The organism is Gordonia sp. CNJ-863 (genome assembly GCF_001942325.1).
In the GTDB taxonomy this organism is placed as follows: domain Bacteria; phylum Actinomycetota; class Actinomycetes; order Mycobacteriales; family Mycobacteriaceae; genus Gordonia; species Gordonia alkanivorans.
In genome coordinates, this window is record NZ_MKKG01000018.1 from 33,720 (window position 1) to 53,422 (window position 19,703).

The window sequence follows — 19,703 nt, forward strand, 5'->3', positions numbered from 1 at the left end:
AATCGCCTCGAGGCGGCGCTTCTATGTGTAGAGGTCGGCGATCGCCTGCTTGTGCGCGTCGTGGATGACGTTGCGCTTGAGCTTCAGCGTCGGCGTCAGCTCACCGGTCTCGATCGAGAAGTCGGTGTCGAGGATGGTGAACTTCTTGATCGCCTCGGCGTTGGAGACCTTCGAGTTGGCCTCCTTGACCGCCGCGTCGATCTCGGCCTTGAGATCCTCGTTCTCGATCAGCTCCGAGAGCGGGGTGTCGGCGGGCAGGTTGTGACGCTCCAGCCAGCCCGGCACGGCCTCGGGGTCGATGGTGATCAGCGCGGCGATGAACGGCTTGTTGTCGCCGACCACCAGGCACTGGCTGACCATCGGATGGGCGCGGATCGAGTCCTCGAGCTGAGCGGGGGAGACGTTCTTGCCGCCCGCGGTCACGATCAGTTCCTTCTTGCGGCCGGTGATGAAGAGGTAGCCGTCGTCGAGGGTGCCGATGTCACCGGTGTGGAACCAGCCGTCGCGGATCGCATCCGCGGTCGCGGCCTCGTTGCGCCAGTAGCCGCTGAAGACCACGGGTCCCTTGAGCAGGATCTCGCCGTCGTCGGCGATCGCGACGGTCACACCGGGAACGGGGCGTCCGACCGAACCGACCTTCTGGTTCTCCTCGTTGTTGGCGGTGACCGCCGCGGTGGTCTCCGACAGGCCGTAACCCTCGTAGACGGGGATGCCGACACCGCGGAAGAAGTGGCCGAGCCGGGCGCCGAGCGGGGCTCCGCCGGAGATCGCACCCTCACACTGCCCGCCGAGGGCGGCGCGGAGCTTGCCGTAGACCAGCTTGTCGAACAGCGCGTGGCGGAGCTTCAGACCGAGGCCGACCTTGCCGCTCTCCATGGCCTTGCTGTACTCGATGGCGGTATCGGTGGCCTTCTCGAAGATCGAGCCCTTGCCGCCGTCGTAGGCCTTCTGCTTGGCCGAGTTGTAGACCTTCTCGAACACGCGCGGCACCGACAGCACGTAGTGCGGCTTGAACACCGCGAAGTCGTTGACGAGGTTCGTGATGTCGTTGGTGTGACCCAGGATGACCCCGTTCTCCACGCTGGCCACCGCGATGATGCGCGCCAAGACGTGCGCGAGCGGCAGGAACAGGAGGGTGGTCTTGCCCTCGGCCAGGCCGGCGCCGACCGCATCGCGGGTGGCGGCACACTCGGCCATGAAGTTGGCGTGGGTGAGCAGGACACCCTTCGGGCGGCCGGTGGTTCCCGAGGTGTAGATCAGGGTCGCGGCATCGGTGGACAGCGAGTTCGCATGGCGGCGATCGAGCTCGTCGTCGGCGACGGTCGCGCCGCGCTTGGTCAGCGTCGGGAATGCGTGGTCATCGATGACCAGGGTCTCCTTGAGCGTCGGCGTCTCGTCGATCACCCGGATGTGCTTGGTGTAGTGCTCGTGGTTCTCGACGATGAGGAGCTTGGCCGCCGAATCCTCGAGGATCCACTGCACCTGGTCGGGGGCCGAGGTCTCGTAGATGGCGACGGTGCATGCCCCTGCACGCCAGATGGCGTAGTCGAGGACGGTCCACTCGTACCGCGTCGACGCCAGGATCGCCACGCGGTCCCCGGGCTCCACGCCCGAGGCGATGAGTCCCTTGGCCACCGCGTCGACCTCGTCCGCGAAGTGCTTCGCCGTGACGTTGATCCACTGATTGTGGGAGCGCTTGCGGAAAAGAGGCATCGTGGGTCGCTCGGTCCGATACTTGAGGATCGAGTCGACGAGGTTCGCCTTGTCGTCGATCGTGAGATCGGACGGGGTGGCGTACTGCTGCTGCATGGCACTCCTGAGACGGACTTGCTGATCTGGACATATCCGGCGCCGACTACCCGGTGACCGGGGACGACGCCATTTGAGTGGCACTGACAGTACCAGTATTCGTGTGATGCATCACACGCGCTCATCGTAGTGCTGTATTACCAGTTCAGCTGCCAGTTGTGACGCGGTCATGGCACGATGCCTACTTTCCGGGGTCGGGCGATTACAGTTGAGTGCGATGAATGAGACCCGCGCATGAGTACTTCCGAACAAGGCGAGCACGGCGCGCCGGCTGACACCCCTGCACAAGACATCCCCGGCGATTCTTTCGACGACCTGGAGATCGAGTCACGAGTCCGTGCCGCGATCACCGACGTCGGCTACGAAACCCCCTCGCCGATCCAGGCCGCCACGATCCCGCCGCTGATGGCCGGCCGCGACGTCGTCGGCCTCGCGCAGACCGGTACCGGCAAGACCGCGGCCTTCGCGATCCCGATCCTCTCCAGGCTCGACACCTCTGCGCGCACACCGCAGGCGCTGATCCTCGCACCGACGCGTGAGCTCGCCCTGCAGGTGTCGGAGGCCTTCGGCCGCTACTCCGCGCACATGCCCGAGGTCAAGGTCCTGCCGATCTACGGCGGACAGTCCTACGGTGTGCAGCTCGCGGGTCTGCGCCGCGGTGCTCAGGTGATCGTGGGTACGCCCGGTCGAGTGATCGACCACCTCGACAAGAAGACCCTCGACATCTCCGGACTCGAGTTCCTCGTGCTCGACGAGGCCGACGAGATGCTCACGATGGGCTTCGCCGAGGACGTCGAACGCATCCTCGCCGAGACTCCGGACACCAAGCAGGTCGCGCTGTTCTCCGCGACCATGCCCAGCTCGATCCGCCGGCTCGCCCAGCGCTACCTGAAGTCACCGCAAGAGATCACGGTCAAGTCCAAGACGGCGACCGCGCAGAACATCACACAGCGCTATCTGCAGGTGTCCCACCAGCGCAAACTCGACGCGCTGACCCGATTCCTCGAGGTCGAGGAATTCGACGCGATGATCGTGTTCGTCCGTACCAAGCAGGCGACCGAGGAACTCGCGGAGAAGCTCCGTTCACGCGGACTCTCCGCGGTCGCCATCAACGGTGACCTCGCGCAGGCACAGCGTGAGCGGACCATCAACCAGCTCAAGAACGGCTCGATCGACATCCTCGTGGCAACCGACGTGGCCGCCCGCGGCCTCGACGTCGACCGCATCTCGCATGTCGTCAACTACGACATCCCGCACGACACCGAGTCGTACGTGCACCGGATCGGACGCACCGGCCGCGCCGGCCGTTCGGGCAACGCGCTGCTGTTCGTCTCGCCGCGTGAGCGCCACCTGCTACGGGCGATCGAGCGGGCGACGCGCCAGGAGCTCACCGAGATCGGGCTGCCCAGCGTCGACGACGTGAACGCGCAGCGTGTCGCGAAGTTCGGCGAGTCGATCACCCAGAACCTGTCCTCGGACAACCTGGACCTGTTCCGCGGACTCATCGAGAACTACGCCCGCGACAACGATGTGGCCATGGCCGACATCGCCGCCGCGCTGGCCCTCGAGACGCGCGACGGCGGGTTCCTGCTGACCCCGGATCCGCCGGAGTCGGAGAAGCGGGCGAACCGTGAACAGCGGGAGCGCACCCCGCGTCGTCCCGGCGCGAGCTTCGCCACCTATCGCATCGCGGTCGGCCGCAAGCACAAGGTCTCCCCGGGAGCGATCGTCGGTGCGATCGCCAACGAGGGCGGTCTCACCCGCGCGGACTTCGGCAACATCAGCATCCGCGACGACTTCAGCCTCGTCGAGTTGCCCGACGATCTCGACAACGAGACGCTGTCCCAGCTCCGCCACACCAAGATCGGGAAGAACCCGATCGACATCCGCAAGGACATGGGTGCGCCGCGGGGTCGCGGGGGCAAGCGTGGCGGGCCGCAGGGTGGCCGCGACGGTCGTCGCGACAACTTCGGCGGCAAGCGGCCTTCGCCGCGGGTCGCCGGACGCGGTCGCCGGTCCTGATCGCCGTATCGACCTGAGTCGGTTTCGCTCGCCGTGCGTGCCGCAATGTGGTGACGGAACTTGTCAAACCGAGATCATTCCGTAACCTTGGAGACGGGGGTCTTCAAGGTGTCCATTTCGTGCGTGCGGGTATCCGCCGACCGAGGGGCACGAAAATTACGAGTGAGCACAGGATTGGTGAGTCACCAGTGTCCTTGGTGAGTGCGATTTCAGCAGCAGAAGCAATCGACCACAGCCGCGCCGGAAACGCGGTCATGGTGGATGCCCGCCCGCAGGTGGTGCGCCACCAGGGCAGCCTTCCGGGCGCCTACGTGGTCGAACCCAGTGAGCTACCGAACCTCCTGAGTCCCACCCCGACCGGCACCTTCCCCGTCATCCGCGACGCCGAGCAGCCCAGGAAGATCGCGCGCGACACCGAGATCGCCGTGGTGTCGGTGAGTTCGGAGGCACCGCGGATCGCCGAGCAGATCGCGGGCCTCGGCTACACCAACGTCCGCTACGTCGACGGTGGTTACCGAGCACTGCGTTCCTCCACCTGAGCGCATCACGTGAGCGCGACGCCGCTCACCGGCCGACGTGGTCTCCTTGACATACGGTGCGGCAGTTCCGCTTTCCTGACCAGCGGCTTGATAGCGTAGGAACGCCGGCGACGAGAGGAACCCATCGGATGCAGGATGACACTCGCGAGACACTGCGAGACCAGGTCACCCGGCTGATGGCGTTCCTGAGGGACGTCGTCCGCTCGCGCTCCGGTGATGTCCGGGACATCGACGAACACGCAGGCCACGTCTGGGTGGGCGCCTCGACGCCCATCTCGGTGCGGGCGTCGGCCGCGCCGGGGCAGGTCGTCGTCGAGATCGATCCCGCCGACACCGCACACGCCGATGTCGCCCGCCTCGTCGACGAGCTGACCGAGAGCCCCGAGACCCTCGAACTCGTCCTGGCCAACGCCCTCGTCACCGTCCACGACGACGCCGGCTCCGAACCTCTCGTCCGCGAGCATCTCCTCACACAGGCAGTGGTCGCCGACCGCGACGAGTCGGGCGCCATCCGCGTGTCCCTCGGCGCGGGCTCCGCGCCGACCATGCACGACACCCATCTGCTCGCCGCGGTCGACGGACTCGAACTCGCCGGCGCGATGAAGACCCGGACCCGACTCGCCGAGCAGCCGTCGGTCGTCGCCGGCAAGGTCACCGATCTCGTGGGCGAGTGGCTGGGGGAAATCGAGATCGACGCCGACCGCGCCACCCTCTCGCTCGACATGCGACCGGCGATCGTCCTGCGACGCCGCGGTGTCGAGAACTCGCTCGCCTTCTACGACGCGATCATCGACGACCTGCGCGACGAGGATGCGAGCGTGCCCGTCGGCCTGGCCCAGCTGGTCAAACCGATCGACGCCGAGGATCGGCTGGGCGCGCTCGACGCGCCGGCCGTGCTCTCACCCGAACGTCTCATCGCCGACGCGCTCTTCCCGCTGCCCTCGAACGTCGAGCAACGCGACGTGCTCGTGCGGCTGGGCCACGACAGCGGCGTCGTGGTCGAGGGGCCGCCCGGTACGGGCAAGACGCACACCATCGCGAACGTGACGTCCGCGCTGCTCGCCAAGGGGCAGCGCGTGCTGGTCGTCAGCGAGAAGGCGCATGCGCTCCACGTGCTGCGCGACATGCTCCCGCCCGCGCTGCGCGAACTCACGGTGTCCATCGCCGACATCTCCCAGGACCATGCCGAGACGATCGTGTCGGTGGTCGAGAACCTCGCCGCGCGCAAGGCCGCGTTCTCGGTGTCCGTCGCCGACGCCGAGATCGCCGACCTCGAGGCCCGCCGCGACCACGCCCTGACCCAGCGCGACCAGCTCATGCGCGAGCTGTGGGATCTGCGCGCCGGCGAGACCGAGGTCCACGAGTGGGTGGCGGGGGACTATCGGGGTACCCCGGCGGACATCGTGCGGCAGGTCAAGCGCGACGCCGAGCGCTTCGACTGGATGCCGCCGGGACTCGAGGGTGCGGTCCCGCCCCTGGATTCCTCGGAGTTCGCCCGGCTCGTCGAACTCCTCCAGGTGACCGGCGGCGACCGCGGCCGTCTCACCCAGCGGTTCCCCGAGCTCGCCGATCATCTGCCGGAGCCCGGCGACATGGACACGATCTGCGCGCGGATCGCCGCCCGACCAAAGGAAACCCACGGCGGCACGGGAGCGCTGCTCCCGTCTCTCGACGGCGTCGACAGCGAACGACTTCTCACCATCAAGGAGATCTGCGAACAGCTGGGCGTGGCCGCGGGCGAGGTGGCGTCCTTTCCGGCGCCGATGGTCGACATGGCCGATCGGCTGCTGGCCGGCAACGCGTCCCACCTGTGGTCCCGCGTGACGACCCTGTCCCCGGTGATCGCCGAGGCTGCCCGGCGCGACCGCGACCTGGGCGCCCACACGGTTCTCGTCGAGGGGGACCGCCCGGGCGATGCGGCGCTGTTCGACGCAGCCGCCGAACATCTGGCGGAGGGTGGCCAATGGCGCGGCCGGCTGCGCCGCTCCCCGCAGCAGCGCGCGGTCGAGGAGTCGCAAGTACGGGCGACCGTCGACGGTCGGGTCCCGACGGACGAGGTGTCGTTGCGAAGGGTGGCCGACCACCTGACGGTCGTCGACGCCGTCCACCAGGTCCATCGCATCCTGGCCGACCTCCACGTGCCGATCGATGCCTCCGGATCCCGGTCCGCACAGGTCGATCGGCTCGTCAGGCTGGACGCGCAGCTCGCGTGGATCTCGCGTCTGGTCACCGGGCGCGATCATCTCGTCCACGAACTCGAGGCGATCAGCCCCGGTGGCCCGCGCCCCCGCAGCGTCGCGGAGATCGCCGAGGTGGCCGGGCAGGCGGGTTCGATCGCCGCCGCCAACGACGCGGCCCTGGCCGAACGGGAACTGGCCGACTGCACCTACGGGCTGGCCGCCGAACTCGACAAGGGCCCGTCATCCGAAGGTGATGCACTACTCGCCGCGCTCGGCACCGCCGACGCCGCCGGGATCCGCACGGCCCGCCGAGCCTTCCTCAAGGCCCAGGAGCAGGCGAATGCGGAGAACGCGCTCGATCTCCTCGAACTGCGACTCAAGAGCCGCGCTCCGGAACTGGTCCGGACGATCTGGGCGACGCCGCGCGATCCGATCTGGTCCGAACGCGCGCGGGAGATGGCTGCCGCCTGGGCGTGGCGGTACGCCCACACGTGGGTGTCCGAACGCAGCGACGTGCATTCCGAAACCCGGATCTCGGCCGACCTCGATGCCATCGAGGTCGACGTCGCGCAGCTGACCACCCGTCTCGCCTCGGCGCGTGCCTGGCGGGAGTTGCTCGGGCGCACCACGACCGGCGAGATCCAGGCGCTGCAGTCCTACCGCGACCACATGATCAACCTCGGCAAGGGGTCGGGCAAGCACGCCAACCGGTTCCGGCGTGCCGCGCGTGAGGCGATGGCCGTGGCGCAGAACGCGATCCCGGCCTGGATCATGTCGATCAACCAGGTCGCCGAGACGCTCCCGCCGCGCCGGCACTCCTTCGATGTCGTCATCGTCGACGAGGCGTCACAGGCGGACATCACCAGTTCCTTCCTGCTGTGGCTCGCGCCCCGGATCATCGTCGTGGGCGACGACAAGCAGTGTGCGCCAGTGGGGCTGGCGGGTACCACGCTCGACGACGCCTTCGCCGAACTCGACGCCGCGCTCCCGGACCTACCGACCTACCTCCGCGACGGACTCACCCCGCGGTCGAGTCTGTTCTCGCTGCTCCGCAGCAGGTTCGGCAACGTCGTCGGGTTGCGCGAGCACTTCCGGTCGATGCCGGAGATCATCGAGTTCTCGTCGCGGCAGTTCTACGGCAAGGCGCCGCTGATCCCGGTGCGGCAGTACGGCTCCGACCGACTCGAGCCGTTGCGCACGGTTGCGGTCGACGGCGAGGCCACCGGCAGCGGGTCGGGCCTCGTGAACGACGGCGAGGTGGAGGCGATCCTCGGGGCGCTGCGCGACTGTCTGGCCGATCCGGCCTACGACGGCCGGGACTTCGGCGTGATCGCGCTGCAGGGCACCAAACAGGCGGAGGCCTTGGAACGGGCCCTACGCAACGGGCTCGATGCCGAGGCGTGGCGCACCCGTCGTATCCGGGTGGGCACCCCGCCGGACTTCCAGGGCGACGAGCGCCGCGTCATCTTCCTGTCCATGGTCGTCTCCGATCCGACGGCCATCTCGGCACTGACGCGCGCAGAATCGCAGCGACGGATCAACGTCGCGGCCACCCGCGCGATGGACCAGGTCTGGCTGTTCCATTCGATCGGACCAGAAGACTTGCGGCACAACGACATCCGGTACTCGCTGCTGTCCTACTTCACCGCCAACGAGGGTCTCGCGATCAGTCCGATGCCGACCGACGTGCCCGACGACCTCCGCGTCGAGCCGTTCGACAACCTACTCGAACAGCGGGTGTTCAACCGTCTCGCGGCACTGGGCTACCACGTGACCCCGAAGGTCACCGTCAACAACCGGATCATCGACCTGGTGGTCCTCGGTGCCGACGCCCGGATGGCCGTCGAATGCGATCCCGACGCGTTCCCCGGGACCGGACGCCAGGCCCGCTCGGATCTCGAGCGCGAGCGTGAATTGCGGCGCTGCGGTTGGGAATTCGCCCGGGTCCGGGAGTCGGAGTTCGAACTCGACCCGGATCGGGTGATCGATGCGGTCGCCGCGGCCCTCGAGGCGCGTGGCTGCAAGCCCGGATCGCTCACGGCACGTCCGGCCGCAGAGGTCGCCCCGACGTGGACGCCGATCGACCTGACCGCCGGGGAGTGACGCGCGGGGGAGTGGCGAGTGGACCGTCAGCCCAGCGCGCGGAGCAGAGCCGGTAGGCCCTCGGCGGCCGACACCCGCAGGCTGTGCGTGGCGAAGTCGGTCACCGACGACTCGGCAGGGTTGAACTCGATCACCGGAATGCCCTCGCGGACAGCGCGTTCGGGGAGTGATGCGGCCGGGTACACGATTCCGCTGGTGCCGACGACGATGACCACCTCGCTCGCGCGGAACGCCTGATCGGCCCGCTGCCAGTCGTCGGTCGGCAGCGACTCCCCGAACCAGACGACGCCGGGGCGGACGTCGCCGCCGCACCTCGGACAGGTCGGCGGAGTGACCCGGGGCTCCACGTGCTCGGTGTCCGGATCGGTTGCCGACGGCCGCGCATCCGGACCGTCGTACGGGGTGTGGCACACCGAGCAGCGCGGCGCGAAGAGACTGCCGTGGAGGTGGCTGACCACGTCGCTTCCGGCACGCTCGTGCAGGTCGTCGACGTTCTGGGTGACGACCATGACGGTGCGCGAGGCGCCGAGCTCGGCCAGTGCTCGGTGTCCGGTGTTCGGTTCGGCGGCGAGCACCTCGCGGGCTCGCCACCGGTACCAGCCCCAGACCAGTGCGGGGTCGCGTTCCCATGCCTCCGGGGTGGCGAGTTCGGCGGGATCGAATGTCTCCCACAGTCCGGTCTGCACGTCGCGGAAGGTCGCGATCCCGCTCTCGGCCGACACGCCGGCCCCGCTGAAGACGGTGATCCAGTCCGCGTCTCGGACGAGGTCGATCACGGCCTCGGGGATGGTCGGCCCGGTCATCCCGCGGCCTCGAGGGAGGCGCGCACCAGGTCGGCGGTCTCGTCGGGGTCCGGATCGCGACGCACGACCAGACCCTTGGCGAAACTGAGCTTGTCGCCTGCGTGGCGGGGCACGACGTGCAGATGGGTGTGGAAGACGGTCTGGAACGCGGCGCGGCCGTCGTTGAGGGCGAGGTTGACCCCGTCCGCGGACATCGGCCCGGCCTTCAGCGCCGATCCGACGCGTTGTCCGGCGGCGAAGAGGGCCGCCCCGAGTGTCGGGTCGAGGTCGTCGAGCCCGGATGAGTGGACTCGGGGGACGAGCAAGGTGTGCCCGCGGGTGACCGGTCGGATGTCGAGGAAGCCGACGACGTCGTCGTCGGAATAGACGATCCGGCCCGGAGCCGTGCCCGCGATGATGGCGCAGAAGATGCAACTGCTCATGGGGCGACTCTAGGGCACGGGCGGAGCGCGTCCGGGCACCGTGCGAACGCCGCGGACCCGCCGTCGGACCGGAAAGTGGTCCGCATCACATCACGGTTTCATAACGGTTGACCGAGCGCGCGTTCGGCGGCCGACATACCCTCGGGTACGTTGTCTGGCCAGCATGTTTTGCAACCCTTCGGATGGTTGTTGACATGGTCTTTCAAGTTACCCGCGGGGTTACTGATGGGTATACCGGCAGGTCACCCGGAAACATGAGGAATCCCTCACTTTCGTGTGTCATCATGGGTGTCACGTTCACGTCGTAAGCGACTCCTCCATGAGCCGGGGAGCGCCGATGTCCTTGTGTGGCAGGCGTGTTCATCAGTTGTACCAAGTAGTTCGAATCAGGCAGGGCTGCCGCTCTCGTTTCCGCCTGCGATGCCCCGGTGTCGTGGGCGACCCCCCGTTCTCACCGACGAGGAATCGCCGGCGCTCCCGCCTGCACCCAAGACACCCGCCGGCGCGCGCGCCGGCACCAAGACACTCCGCCGACCACCGAGACCGACCACCACAGAGGAGTACTCGTGACCGTCGACCAGTTCCGCACCGGCTCGCAGGGCGCCGCCAACGCAGAGCGCCCCACCACCACACTCATTGACCGGCTCGCCCAGGGCGAGCCCTACGCGATCAGTTTCGGCGGTCAGGGTGGCGCGTGGCTGCCGACGCTGGCCGAACTGGTCGTCGACGCCGACCTCGAACACCGCATCGGCGGGATCGTAGAGGCCGCAGAACGGCTCGTCGCACCCGTCGCCGACGACCTCGTCGTCGCGCGCGCCGACGGCTTCCACCCCCTCGCGTGGGTCCACGCGCACGACGCGGGCGAAGAGGTGCCCACCGAGGCCGCTCTCGCCGACTTCACCCTCTCGGGTCCCGGGGTCCTGCTGACCCAGCTGGCCGCCATCGAGGCGTTACGCAAGCAGGGTCTCGACACCGCGAGCATCCCGCCCAGCGCCGTCATCGGACACTCGCAGGGCTCGCTGGCCACCGACGCGGTCGGAGCCGAGGGGAACGCCGCGGAAGCCGGAGAGGGCCTGCTGCTCGCCGTCGCCCACCTCATCGGTGCCGCTGGTTCGCTCATCGCGCGTCGCCGCGGCCTCGGGGTCACCACCGACGGCACGCCGATGCTGGCGGTCAACAACGTCACCCCGGCACGCGTCGACGAGGTCCTCGCCCAGTACCGCGCGACCCTGCCAGAGAGCGACCTGGCCACCGCGCCCGTCGTCTCGATCAAGAACAGCCGCAACGCACTCGTGCTCTCCGGCGCCCCGCGTCACCTCGCCGGTTTCGTCGCGCTCTGCGAGCGGATCGCCGCCGCCGAAGCCGACGAGCGCAAGCGCAAGCTGACCGGCGGCGCACCGTTCGCCCCGAAGTTCGACCACCTGCAGGTGTCGGTCGCCTTCCACCACCCGAACATGGCCGAGGCCGTCGAACTCGTCGGCGCTTGGGCCGACCGCTGCGGCATCGACCGTGAGCTCGCCACCCGTCACGCCCACGACATCCTCGTCGCACACGTCGACTGGGTCTCCTCGGTCGACGAGGTCGTCGCCGGCGGTGCCAAGTGGATCCTCGACTTCGGTCCGGGCGACATCGCCACCCGTCTCACCTCATCGCTCGTCCGCGGCCAGGGTGTCGGCCTCGTCCCCGCCGCCCTGCGCGTCGGACAGCGCAACCTCTTCAGCCCGGGCGGGGTGCCCGAGGTCGCCACCCCGTGGTCCCAGTTCGCCCCGACCCTCGTCGAGCTGCCCGACGGCCGGACCGTCGTCGAGACCGCGTTCACGCGTCTCACCGGACGTTCGCCGATGCTGCTCGCGGGCATGACCCCGACCACCGTCGACCCGGCGATCGTCGCCGCCGCGGCCAACGCCGGCCACTGGGCCGAGCTCGCCGGTGGAGGCCAGGTCACCGAGGACATCTTCGCCCGCAACATCGCCACTCTCACCGACCTGCTCGAGCCGGGTCGCGAGGCGCAGTTCAACGCGCTGTTCCTCGACCCGTACCTGTGGAAGCTGCAGCTCGGTGGCAAACGCCTCGTGCAGAAGGCCCGTGCCCAGGGCGCGCCGCTCGACGGCGTGATCGTCTCCGCCGGCATCCCCGAACTCGAGGACGCGGTCGCCCTCGTCGACGAGTTCGTCGAGGCCGGACTCCGCTTCGTCGCCTTCAAGCCGGGCACCGTGGAGCAGATCCGTTCGGTTGTGCGGATCGCCAACGAGGTCCCGCACCATCCGGTCATCGTCCAGATCGAGGGCGGCCGCGCCGGTGGCCACCACTCGTGGGAGGACCTCGACGACCTGCTGCTCGCCACCTACGGCGAACTCCGCGCCCGACCCAACGTGGTCATCTGCGTCGGCGGCGGCGTCGGTACCCCGGAGCGTGCCAGCGAATACCTGACCGGCGTCTGGTCGAGCGGCTACGGCTATCCGCTGATGCCGCTCGACGGCATCCTCATCGGCACCGCGGCGATGGCCGCCAAGGAGGCCACCACCACTCCCGAGGTCAAGCAGCTCCTCGTCGACACCGTCGGTATCGACGAGTGGATCGGTGCAGGCCACGCGACCGCCGGAATGGCTTCGGGCCGTTCGCAGCTCGGCGCCGACATCCACGAGGTCGACAACACCGCGTCCCGCTGCGGCCGTCTGCTGGACGAGGTCGCCGGTGACGCCGAGGCCGTCGCCGCACGCCGCGACGAGATCATCGCGGCGATGGCGGACACCGCCAAGCCGTACTTCGGCGACGTCGCCGAGATGACCTACCGCGAATGGCTCGACCGCTACGCCACCCTCGCGGTCGGCGACGCCAACGGCGATCAGCACCCGTGGGCCGACATCACCTGGCAGCAGCGCTTCGTCGAGATGCTGCAGCGCACCGAGGCCCGCATGCACCCGCAGGACTCGGGTCCCATCCCGACGATGTTCGCCGAGCTGTCGTCCACCGACGACCCGCACGCCGCGATCGACGCGCTGGGCAGCGTCTACCGCGAGATCGACACCGACGTCCTGCATCCCGCGGACGTCGCGTTCTTCTTGGAGCAGTGCCGCACCCCGGGCAAGCCGGTCAACTTCGTGCCGGTCATCGACAAGGACGTGCGCCGCTGGTGGCGCAGTGACTCGCTGTGGCAGGCCCACGACACGCGCTACGGCGCCGACGCCGTGTGCGTCATCCCCGGTCCGGTCGCCGTTGCCGGCATCACCCGCGTCGACGAGCCGGTCGGCGAGTTGCTGGACCGCTTCGAGGCGCAGGTCGTCACCGACCTGCTGACCGCAGGTGTGCGTTCGGTGGAGGTTGCCTCGCGACACCGTGCCGGACTGGTCGAGGACGCCGGCGTCCTGACTGCTGTTCTGGAATCCGACGACGTCAGCTGGGCGGGACGGATCGTCCCGAGCCCGGTCGCCCTCCTCGGTGATCGCGCCGCCTGGTCGATCGTCGCCCCCGAGCGTGCCGAGCACGAGCCCACCGGCGCCGTCATCGAGCAGGCCGGTACCGAGAACGGCGTCGTCCGTTTCGATCTCGTCGTCCCGATCTCCGGTGCGGCCGTGCGCATCCCGCTGCTCGCCGGTCTCGGCGTGCGCGACGGCGGATCGCCGGTCGTCGGACTCGACGAGGCAGCCGGCGCGATGACCGAGATCCTCACGGTCGCCGCGGGCGGCGAACTCGCCGAGGTGACCGACGGCACCGCGACCACCACCATCACCTGGCAGCCCGACTCGGTGGCCGACCATGCATCGGTGACCGGCTTCTCCCTGCCCGCGCACCTGCGTCCGACCACCCCGACCGAGCCCTTCGGCTTCGCCGTCCCCGACACCCTGGTCGGCGCCTGCTGGCCCAGCGTGTTCAGCGTGATAGGTGCCGCCCGCACCGAGACCGGCGCACCGGTCGTCGAGGGTCTGCTCGACCTGGTCCACCTCGACCATGCGATCGCTCTCACCGGTGAGATCCCCACGGAGACCGCCGAACTGACGGTGACCGCCCGTGCCGGCGCGGTCCGCGACTCCGACGTGGGCCGTGTCGTCGAGGTCTCGGTGGAGATCGCCGGGACTGCCGGCCCGATCGCCACCCTCGACGAGCGCTTCGCCATCCGCGGACGCCTCGGTGCCGCCGAGCTCACCGACCCGCTCCGCGCGGGCGGTGCCCCGAAGGCCGAGCAGTCGGCCACCCGCAAGCTGCTCCGTTCGGCCACCATCACCGCGCCGAACCGCATGCACGGCTTCGCCGTCGTCTCCGGTGACCGCAATCCGATCCACACCGACGCCTCGGCAGCCAAGCTGGCCGGACTCGGCGACCCGATCGTGCACGGCATGTGGCTGTCGGCTGCCGCGCAGCAGGTCGTCACCGCGACCGACTCGAAGAACCCGACCCCGTCGCCGCGACCGCTGATCGGCTGGACTGCACGCTATCTGGGGATGGTCCGCCTCGGCGACACCATCACCGTGCGCGTCGACCGTGTCGGCCTCGACAACGGCCGTGAGGTCGTCGAGGTCAGCGCCAAGGTCGGCGACAACCTCGTCATGAGCGCCACCGGCCTCCTGGCCGCGCCGCGCACCGTCTACGCCTTCCCGGGGCAGGGCATCCAGAGCAAGGGCATGGGCCTCGACGCCCGGTCGCGGTCCAAGGCAGCCCGTGAGATCTGGGATCGCGCCGACAAGCACACGCGCAAGGCGCTCGGCTTCTCGATCCTGGCCGTCGTGCGGGACAACCCGACGACCCTGGTCGCCAACGGCACCACCTACAACCATCCCGACGGCGTGCTGTACCTGACGCAGTTCACCCAGGTCGCGATGGCGACCCTCGGTGTCGCGCAGATCGCCGAACTCAAGGAGGCCGGCGGCTTCGTCGAGGGCGCCATCACCTGTGGTCACTCCGTCGGCGAGTACAACGCTCTCGCCGCCTGCGCCGGCGTCCTGCCGCTCGAGGCGGTCCTCGAGGTCGTGTTCCAGCGCGGCGAGGCCATGCACCATCTCGTTCCGCGAGATGAGCAGGGCCGCAGCGACTATCGCATGGCCGCGATCCGGCCGAGCCAGTTCGGTCTCGCCGACGCCGATGTGACCGGCTTCGTCTCCGGCCTGGGTGCGGAGATCGGTGAGTTCCTCGAGGTCGTCAACCTCAACCTGCTCGGCTCGCAGTACGCGATCGCCGGCACGGTCCGGGGCCTGGAGCACCTCGAGGCCGAGATCGACCGTCGCCGTGCCGAGTTCGGTGGCAAGCGGGCGTTCATCCTCATCCCGGGTATCGACGTCCCGTTCCACTCCAGCGTCCTGCGCGCCGGTGTGCCGGAGTTCCGCGGCAAGCTCGAGGAGCTGCTGCCCGCCGACATCGACATCGACATCCTGATCGGCCGCTACATTCCGAACCTGGTGCCGCGCCTGTTCAACCTCGGACGCGATTTCGTCGAGGAGATCGCGGCGCTCGTGCCGTCCGATCCGCTGAACGAGGTCCTCGCCGACTGGGACAACTGGACCGCCAAGCCCACCGAGCTGGCCCGCGTTCTCCTGATCGAGCTCCTCGCCTGGCAGTTCGCGAGCCCGGTGCGCTGGATCGAGACCCAGGACCTGCTGTTCAGCGGTCCGGAGCGCGATGGTCTCGCCGTGCAGCGTTTCGTCGAGATCGGTCTGAAGGGTGCGCCGACCCTGACGGGTCTGGCCAACAACACCCTCAAGCTCGACGACTACGCCTCGGCCACCACCGAGGTGGTGAACGTCGAACGCGACTCCGACGTGATCCTGGCCAAGGATGCCGGTCACGAGCCGGAAGAGGACGAGATCGACGCTCCCGCAGAGTCGGCCGCCGCTCCGGCGGACGCTGCCCCCGCGGCGGCGGCACCGGCTCCGGCCGCTCCCGCCGGCGGCCCGCGTCCCGACGACATCACGTTCACCCCGTCGGATGCGGTGAAGTCCGTGATCGCCCTGTGGACCAAGATGCGCGTCGACCAGATCGGTGCGGCCGACACCATCGAGGCGCTGTGCGACGGTGTGTCCTCACGCCGCAACCAGCTCCTGCTCGACATCGGCGGCGAGCTCGGACTCGGCGCCATCGACGGTGCGGCCGAGGCCGACATGGTCGCGCTGTCGTCGACCGTCGAGACACTCGCCCGCGGTTACCGGCCGCTGGGTGCGGTGCTCACCGACGCGGTCAGCGACCAGGTCCGCAAGGTCCTCGGCCCGCTGGGCAAGCGCCAGAACTACATCACCGACCGCGTCAGCAGCGTGTGGCAGCTCGGCCCCGGCTGGGGACTGCACACGACCGTGGCACTCGCACTGGGCACGCGGGACGGGGCCTCGGTCCGCGGTGAGGCACTGGGCAACCTGCTCGACGGCCCGGTCGCCAACGCCGACGCGCTCGACGCGTTGATCGACAAGGCGGTCACCGCCGTGGGTGCCGAGAAGGGCATCGCGGTGGGCAAGCCCGCCGCCGAATCCGGCGGTGGGGCAACGGTCGACGCGGCTGCTCTCGGCGAGTTCACCGAGCAGATCACCGGCCGGTCGGGTGCGCTCGCCTCGGCGGCGTACACGGTGCTGGAGAAGCTGGGACTCGCCGAGGTCGCCGACCTCGCCGAGGCCGCGGCCGATCCCAACGCCGAGCTGGCCGAGCTGGTCAGTGCCGAACTCGGATCAGACTGGGCGCGCACTGTCGCGCCGGCGTTCGACGACGCCAAGGTCGTGCTCATCGACGACCGGTGGGCAACCGCCCGTGAGGATCTCGTCCGTCTCTGGTTGGCCGACGAGCAGGAGCTCGACGCCGACTTCGAGAAGGTCGTCGGCGGGTTCGCCGGAGCCGGCGACACCGTCGCCGAACACGCCACCTGGTGGCAGGGCAAGGCCCTCGCGAACGGGAACGCCGTGCACGGCCGCGTCTTCGGTGCCATCGCGCACGCCGCCGAGAACCCCGAGAAGGGGATCTACAGCCGCGAGATCGCCGTCGTCACCGGCGCCAGCAAGGGCTCGATCGCCGCAGGTGTGGTGGCCGGCCTCCTCGCCGGCGGTGCGACCGTCATCGCGACCACCTCGCGACTGAACTCCGAGCGTCTCGCCTTCTACAAGAAGCTCTATCGCGAGAACGCCCGCACCGGTGCCGCGCTGTGGATCGCCCCGGCGAACATGGCGTCGTACACCGACGTCGACGACCTGGTCGAGTGGGTGGCCGCGGAGCAGACCGAGAACCTCGGCGGCACGATCGCGGTGGTGAAGCCGGCCATGAAGCCGACGATGCTGTTCCCGTTCGCCGCTCCGCGGGTGGCCGGTGACCTCACCGACGCCGGCGCTCGCGCCGAGCTGGAGATGAAGGTCCTGCTGTGGTCGGTCGAGCGGCTGATCGCCGGGCTGGCGGAGGTCCACTCCGACCACGACATCGCGGCCCGCCTCCACGTGGTGCTGCCGGGTTCCCCGAACCGCGGCATGTTCGGTGGCGACGGCGCCTACGGCGAGAGCAAGGCCGCCCTCGACGCGCTCGTGACCCGCTGGTCGGCCGAGGAGTCGTGGGGCTCGAAGACCACGCTGGCCCACGCCCTCATCGGCTGGGTGCGCGGCACCGGGCTGATGGGCCACAACGACGGCATGGTCGACGCGGTCGAGGCTGCGGGTGTCCGCACCTGGAGCACCGAGGAGATGGCCGCCAACCTGCTGACGCTGTGCACCCCCGAGCAGCGTGAGTCCGCGGCCACCGCTCCGGTCCTGGCCGACTTCACCGGCGGGCTCGACGCCTCGACCGACCTCAAGGCGCTCGCGGCCACCGCCGCAGCGGCTGCCGAGGCCGGCGAGGATGCCGACGAGGCATCGGCGACGACCACCGTCGCCGCACTCCCGGCGCCCGCCCGCGCTCCGCGCAGCATGCGTCCGGAATGGCCGACGATCGACGCGCGTCCCGAGGACCTGGTGGTCATCGTGGGTGCCGGCGAGCTCGGGCCGTACGGTTCGGCGCGTACCCGCTTCGAAATGGAGGTCGACGAGAAGCTATCGGCGGCAGGCGTTCTCGAGCTGGCCTGGAACACCGGTCTGATCCACTGGGATTCGGCTCCGAAGCCGGGCTGGTATGACACCGAGTCCGGTGATCCGGTGCCGGAGAGTGAGATCGCCGAGCGCTACCACGACGAGGTCGTGTCGCGGTGCGGCATTCGTCGCTACGCCGACGACGGCGCGATGGTCGACAACACCTCGCCGCTGCTCACCTCGGTGTTCCTCGACGAGGACCTGACCTTCACGGTCAACTCCGAGGCCGAGGCCCGTGCGTTCGCGAGTGCCAACCCCGAGAAGACGCGGGTCACGCAGAATCCCGACGGCGACTGGCAGGTCACGCGCCTGGCCGGCACGGAGATCCGTGTGCCGCGCAAGTTCTCGCTGACCCGTACCGTCGGCGGCCAGATCCCGACCGGCTTCGACCCGACCCGCTGGGGCGTCAGCCCCGACATGGTCGAGGCGATCGACCGGGTGGCCCTGTGGAACCTGGTCGCGACCGTCGATGCGTTCCTGTCGTCCGGCTTCACGCCGAGCGAGCTGATGCGTTGGGTACACCCCGGCCTCGTCGCCAACACCCAGGGCACCGGTATGGGTGGCATGGCCTCGATGCGGGACCTTTACATCAACACCCTGCTCGGTGAGGCCAACGCCAACGACATCCTGCAGGAGGCCCTGCCGAACATCGTTGCCGCGCACGTCGTCCAGTCGTACGTGGGCTCCTACGGCGCGATGATCCACCCGGTCGCGGCCTGCGCCACGGCAGCGGTGTCGGTCGAGGAGGGCGTCGACAAGATCCGTCTCGGCAAGGCGCTGTTCGCGGTGGCCGGCGGCTTCGACGACCTCGGCATCGAGGGCATCGTCGGCTTCGGTGCGATGTCGGCGACCGCCGACTCGGCGAAGATGACCGCACGCGGCATCGACGACCGCCGGTTCTCGCGGGCCAACGACCGCCGACGCGGCGGGTTCGTCGAGTCGGCCGGTGGTGGCACGATCCTGCTCGCCCGCGGCGACGTGGCGGCGCAGATGGGTCTGCCGGTCCTCGGTGTGGTGGCGTGGGCGCAGAGCTTCGGCGACGGCGTGCACACCTCGATCCCGGCTCCGGGACTCGGTGCCCTGGGTGCAGCCCGCGGTGCGCTGTCCTCGCCGCTGGCCAACGCCCTGAACTCGCTCGGTGTCACCGCCGACGACGTCGCGCTGGTGTCCAAGCACGACACGTCGACGAAGGCCAACGACCCCAACGAGTCCGAGCTGCACGAGCGCCTCGCCGAGGCGATCGGACGCAACACCGGCGCCCCGCTGTTCGTGGTGTCGCAGAAGTCGCTCACCGGCCACGCCAAGGGCGGTGCCGCGGCCTTCCAGCTGATCGGCCTGTGCCAGATGCTCCGCGACGGGGTCATCCCGCCGAACCGCAGCCTCGACTGCGTCGACGAGAAGATGAAGGAGTACCCGCACCTGGTGTGGCCGCGCGAGACGCTGCAGCTGGGGGAGCGGTTCCCGCTCAAGGCCGGTCTGCTGACCAGCCTCGGCTTCGGTCACGTGTCCGGGCTCATCGCGGTCGTCCACCCGGAGGCCTTCATCGCCTCCCTGGCACCCGAGGAGCGGGAGACCTACCGGAAGCGGGCTGATGAGCGTGCGCGCCTGGGCAGCCAGCGCTTCCTGCAGTCGATCTGCGGGGGCGAGCCGGCCTACCAGCGGCCGCCGAACCGCCGCTTCGACGAGTCGGTCGACGAGCACGACGCCGAGGCGGGCATGCTCCTCGACCCGTCGGTGCGCCTCGACGCGGCGGACGTGTACGGGTCCGGTCCGGTTCCGGAAACCCGGTGACGGCAGCGGATTCGAG

General features: G+C 69.4%; 7 protein-coding genes. 4 read left to right on the forward strand and 3 right to left on the reverse strand.

Annotation, left to right across the window (positions count from 1 at the left end; all coding sequences use genetic code 11):
* Window positions 1-21: 21 nt before the first annotated feature.
* A complete protein-coding gene (locus BJF87_RS10920; RefSeq protein WP_006357339.1) occupies window positions 22-1,809 on the reverse strand; it encodes a long-chain fatty acid--CoA ligase in 1,788 nt (595 codons plus the stop codon).
* Between the two features lie 234 nt (window positions 1,810-2,043).
* Between BJF87_RS10920 and BJF87_RS10925 the strand changes: the two genes are divergently transcribed.
* From BJF87_RS10925 to BJF87_RS10935, 3 genes are all read left to right on the forward strand, one after another.
* Window positions 2,044-3,831: a DEAD/DEAH box helicase gene (locus BJF87_RS10925; protein ID WP_006357340.1), complete on the forward strand. Its 1,788-nt coding sequence runs from the start codon at window positions 2,044-2,046 to the stop codon at window positions 3,829-3,831.
* A 188-nt stretch (window positions 3,832-4,019) separates the two neighbouring features.
* On the forward strand, window positions 4,020-4,370 hold the full coding sequence (locus BJF87_RS10930) for a rhodanese-like domain-containing protein (RefSeq protein ID WP_075863112.1): 351 nt from the start codon (window positions 4,020-4,022) through the stop codon (window positions 4,368-4,370).
* Between the two features lie 128 nt (window positions 4,371-4,498).
* Window positions 4,499-8,653: an AAA domain-containing protein gene (locus BJF87_RS10935; protein ID WP_042377734.1), complete on the forward strand. Its 4,155-nt coding sequence runs from the start codon at window positions 4,499-4,501 to the stop codon at window positions 8,651-8,653.
* A 26-nt stretch (window positions 8,654-8,679) separates the two neighbouring features.
* Here BJF87_RS10935 and BJF87_RS10940 read toward each other — a convergent pair whose 3' ends face one another.
* Together BJF87_RS10940 and BJF87_RS10945 are read right to left on the reverse strand one after the other, a co-directional pair.
* Window positions 8,680-9,456 carry an NAD-dependent deacylase gene (locus BJF87_RS10940; RefSeq protein WP_006357343.1) on the reverse strand — a complete coding sequence of 259 codons (777 nt, stop codon included), beginning with the start codon at window positions 9,454-9,456 and terminating at the stop codon, window positions 8,680-8,682.
* Entirely contained in the window at window positions 9,453-9,878 is a 426-nt protein-coding gene (locus tag BJF87_RS10945; protein WP_006357344.1) for an HIT family protein, read from the reverse strand. Before BJF87_RS10945 ends, BJF87_RS10940 begins: the two co-directional genes overlap by 4 nt.
* A gap of 566 nt (window positions 9,879-10,444) precedes the next feature.
* Here BJF87_RS10945 and BJF87_RS10950 point away from each other — a divergent pair.
* Complete coding sequence (locus tag BJF87_RS10950) at window positions 10,445-19,687, forward strand: type I polyketide synthase (RefSeq protein ID WP_035750847.1); 9,243 nt, start codon at window positions 10,445-10,447, stop codon at window positions 19,685-19,687.
* The last annotated feature ends 16 nt before the right edge of the window (window positions 19,688-19,703 follow it).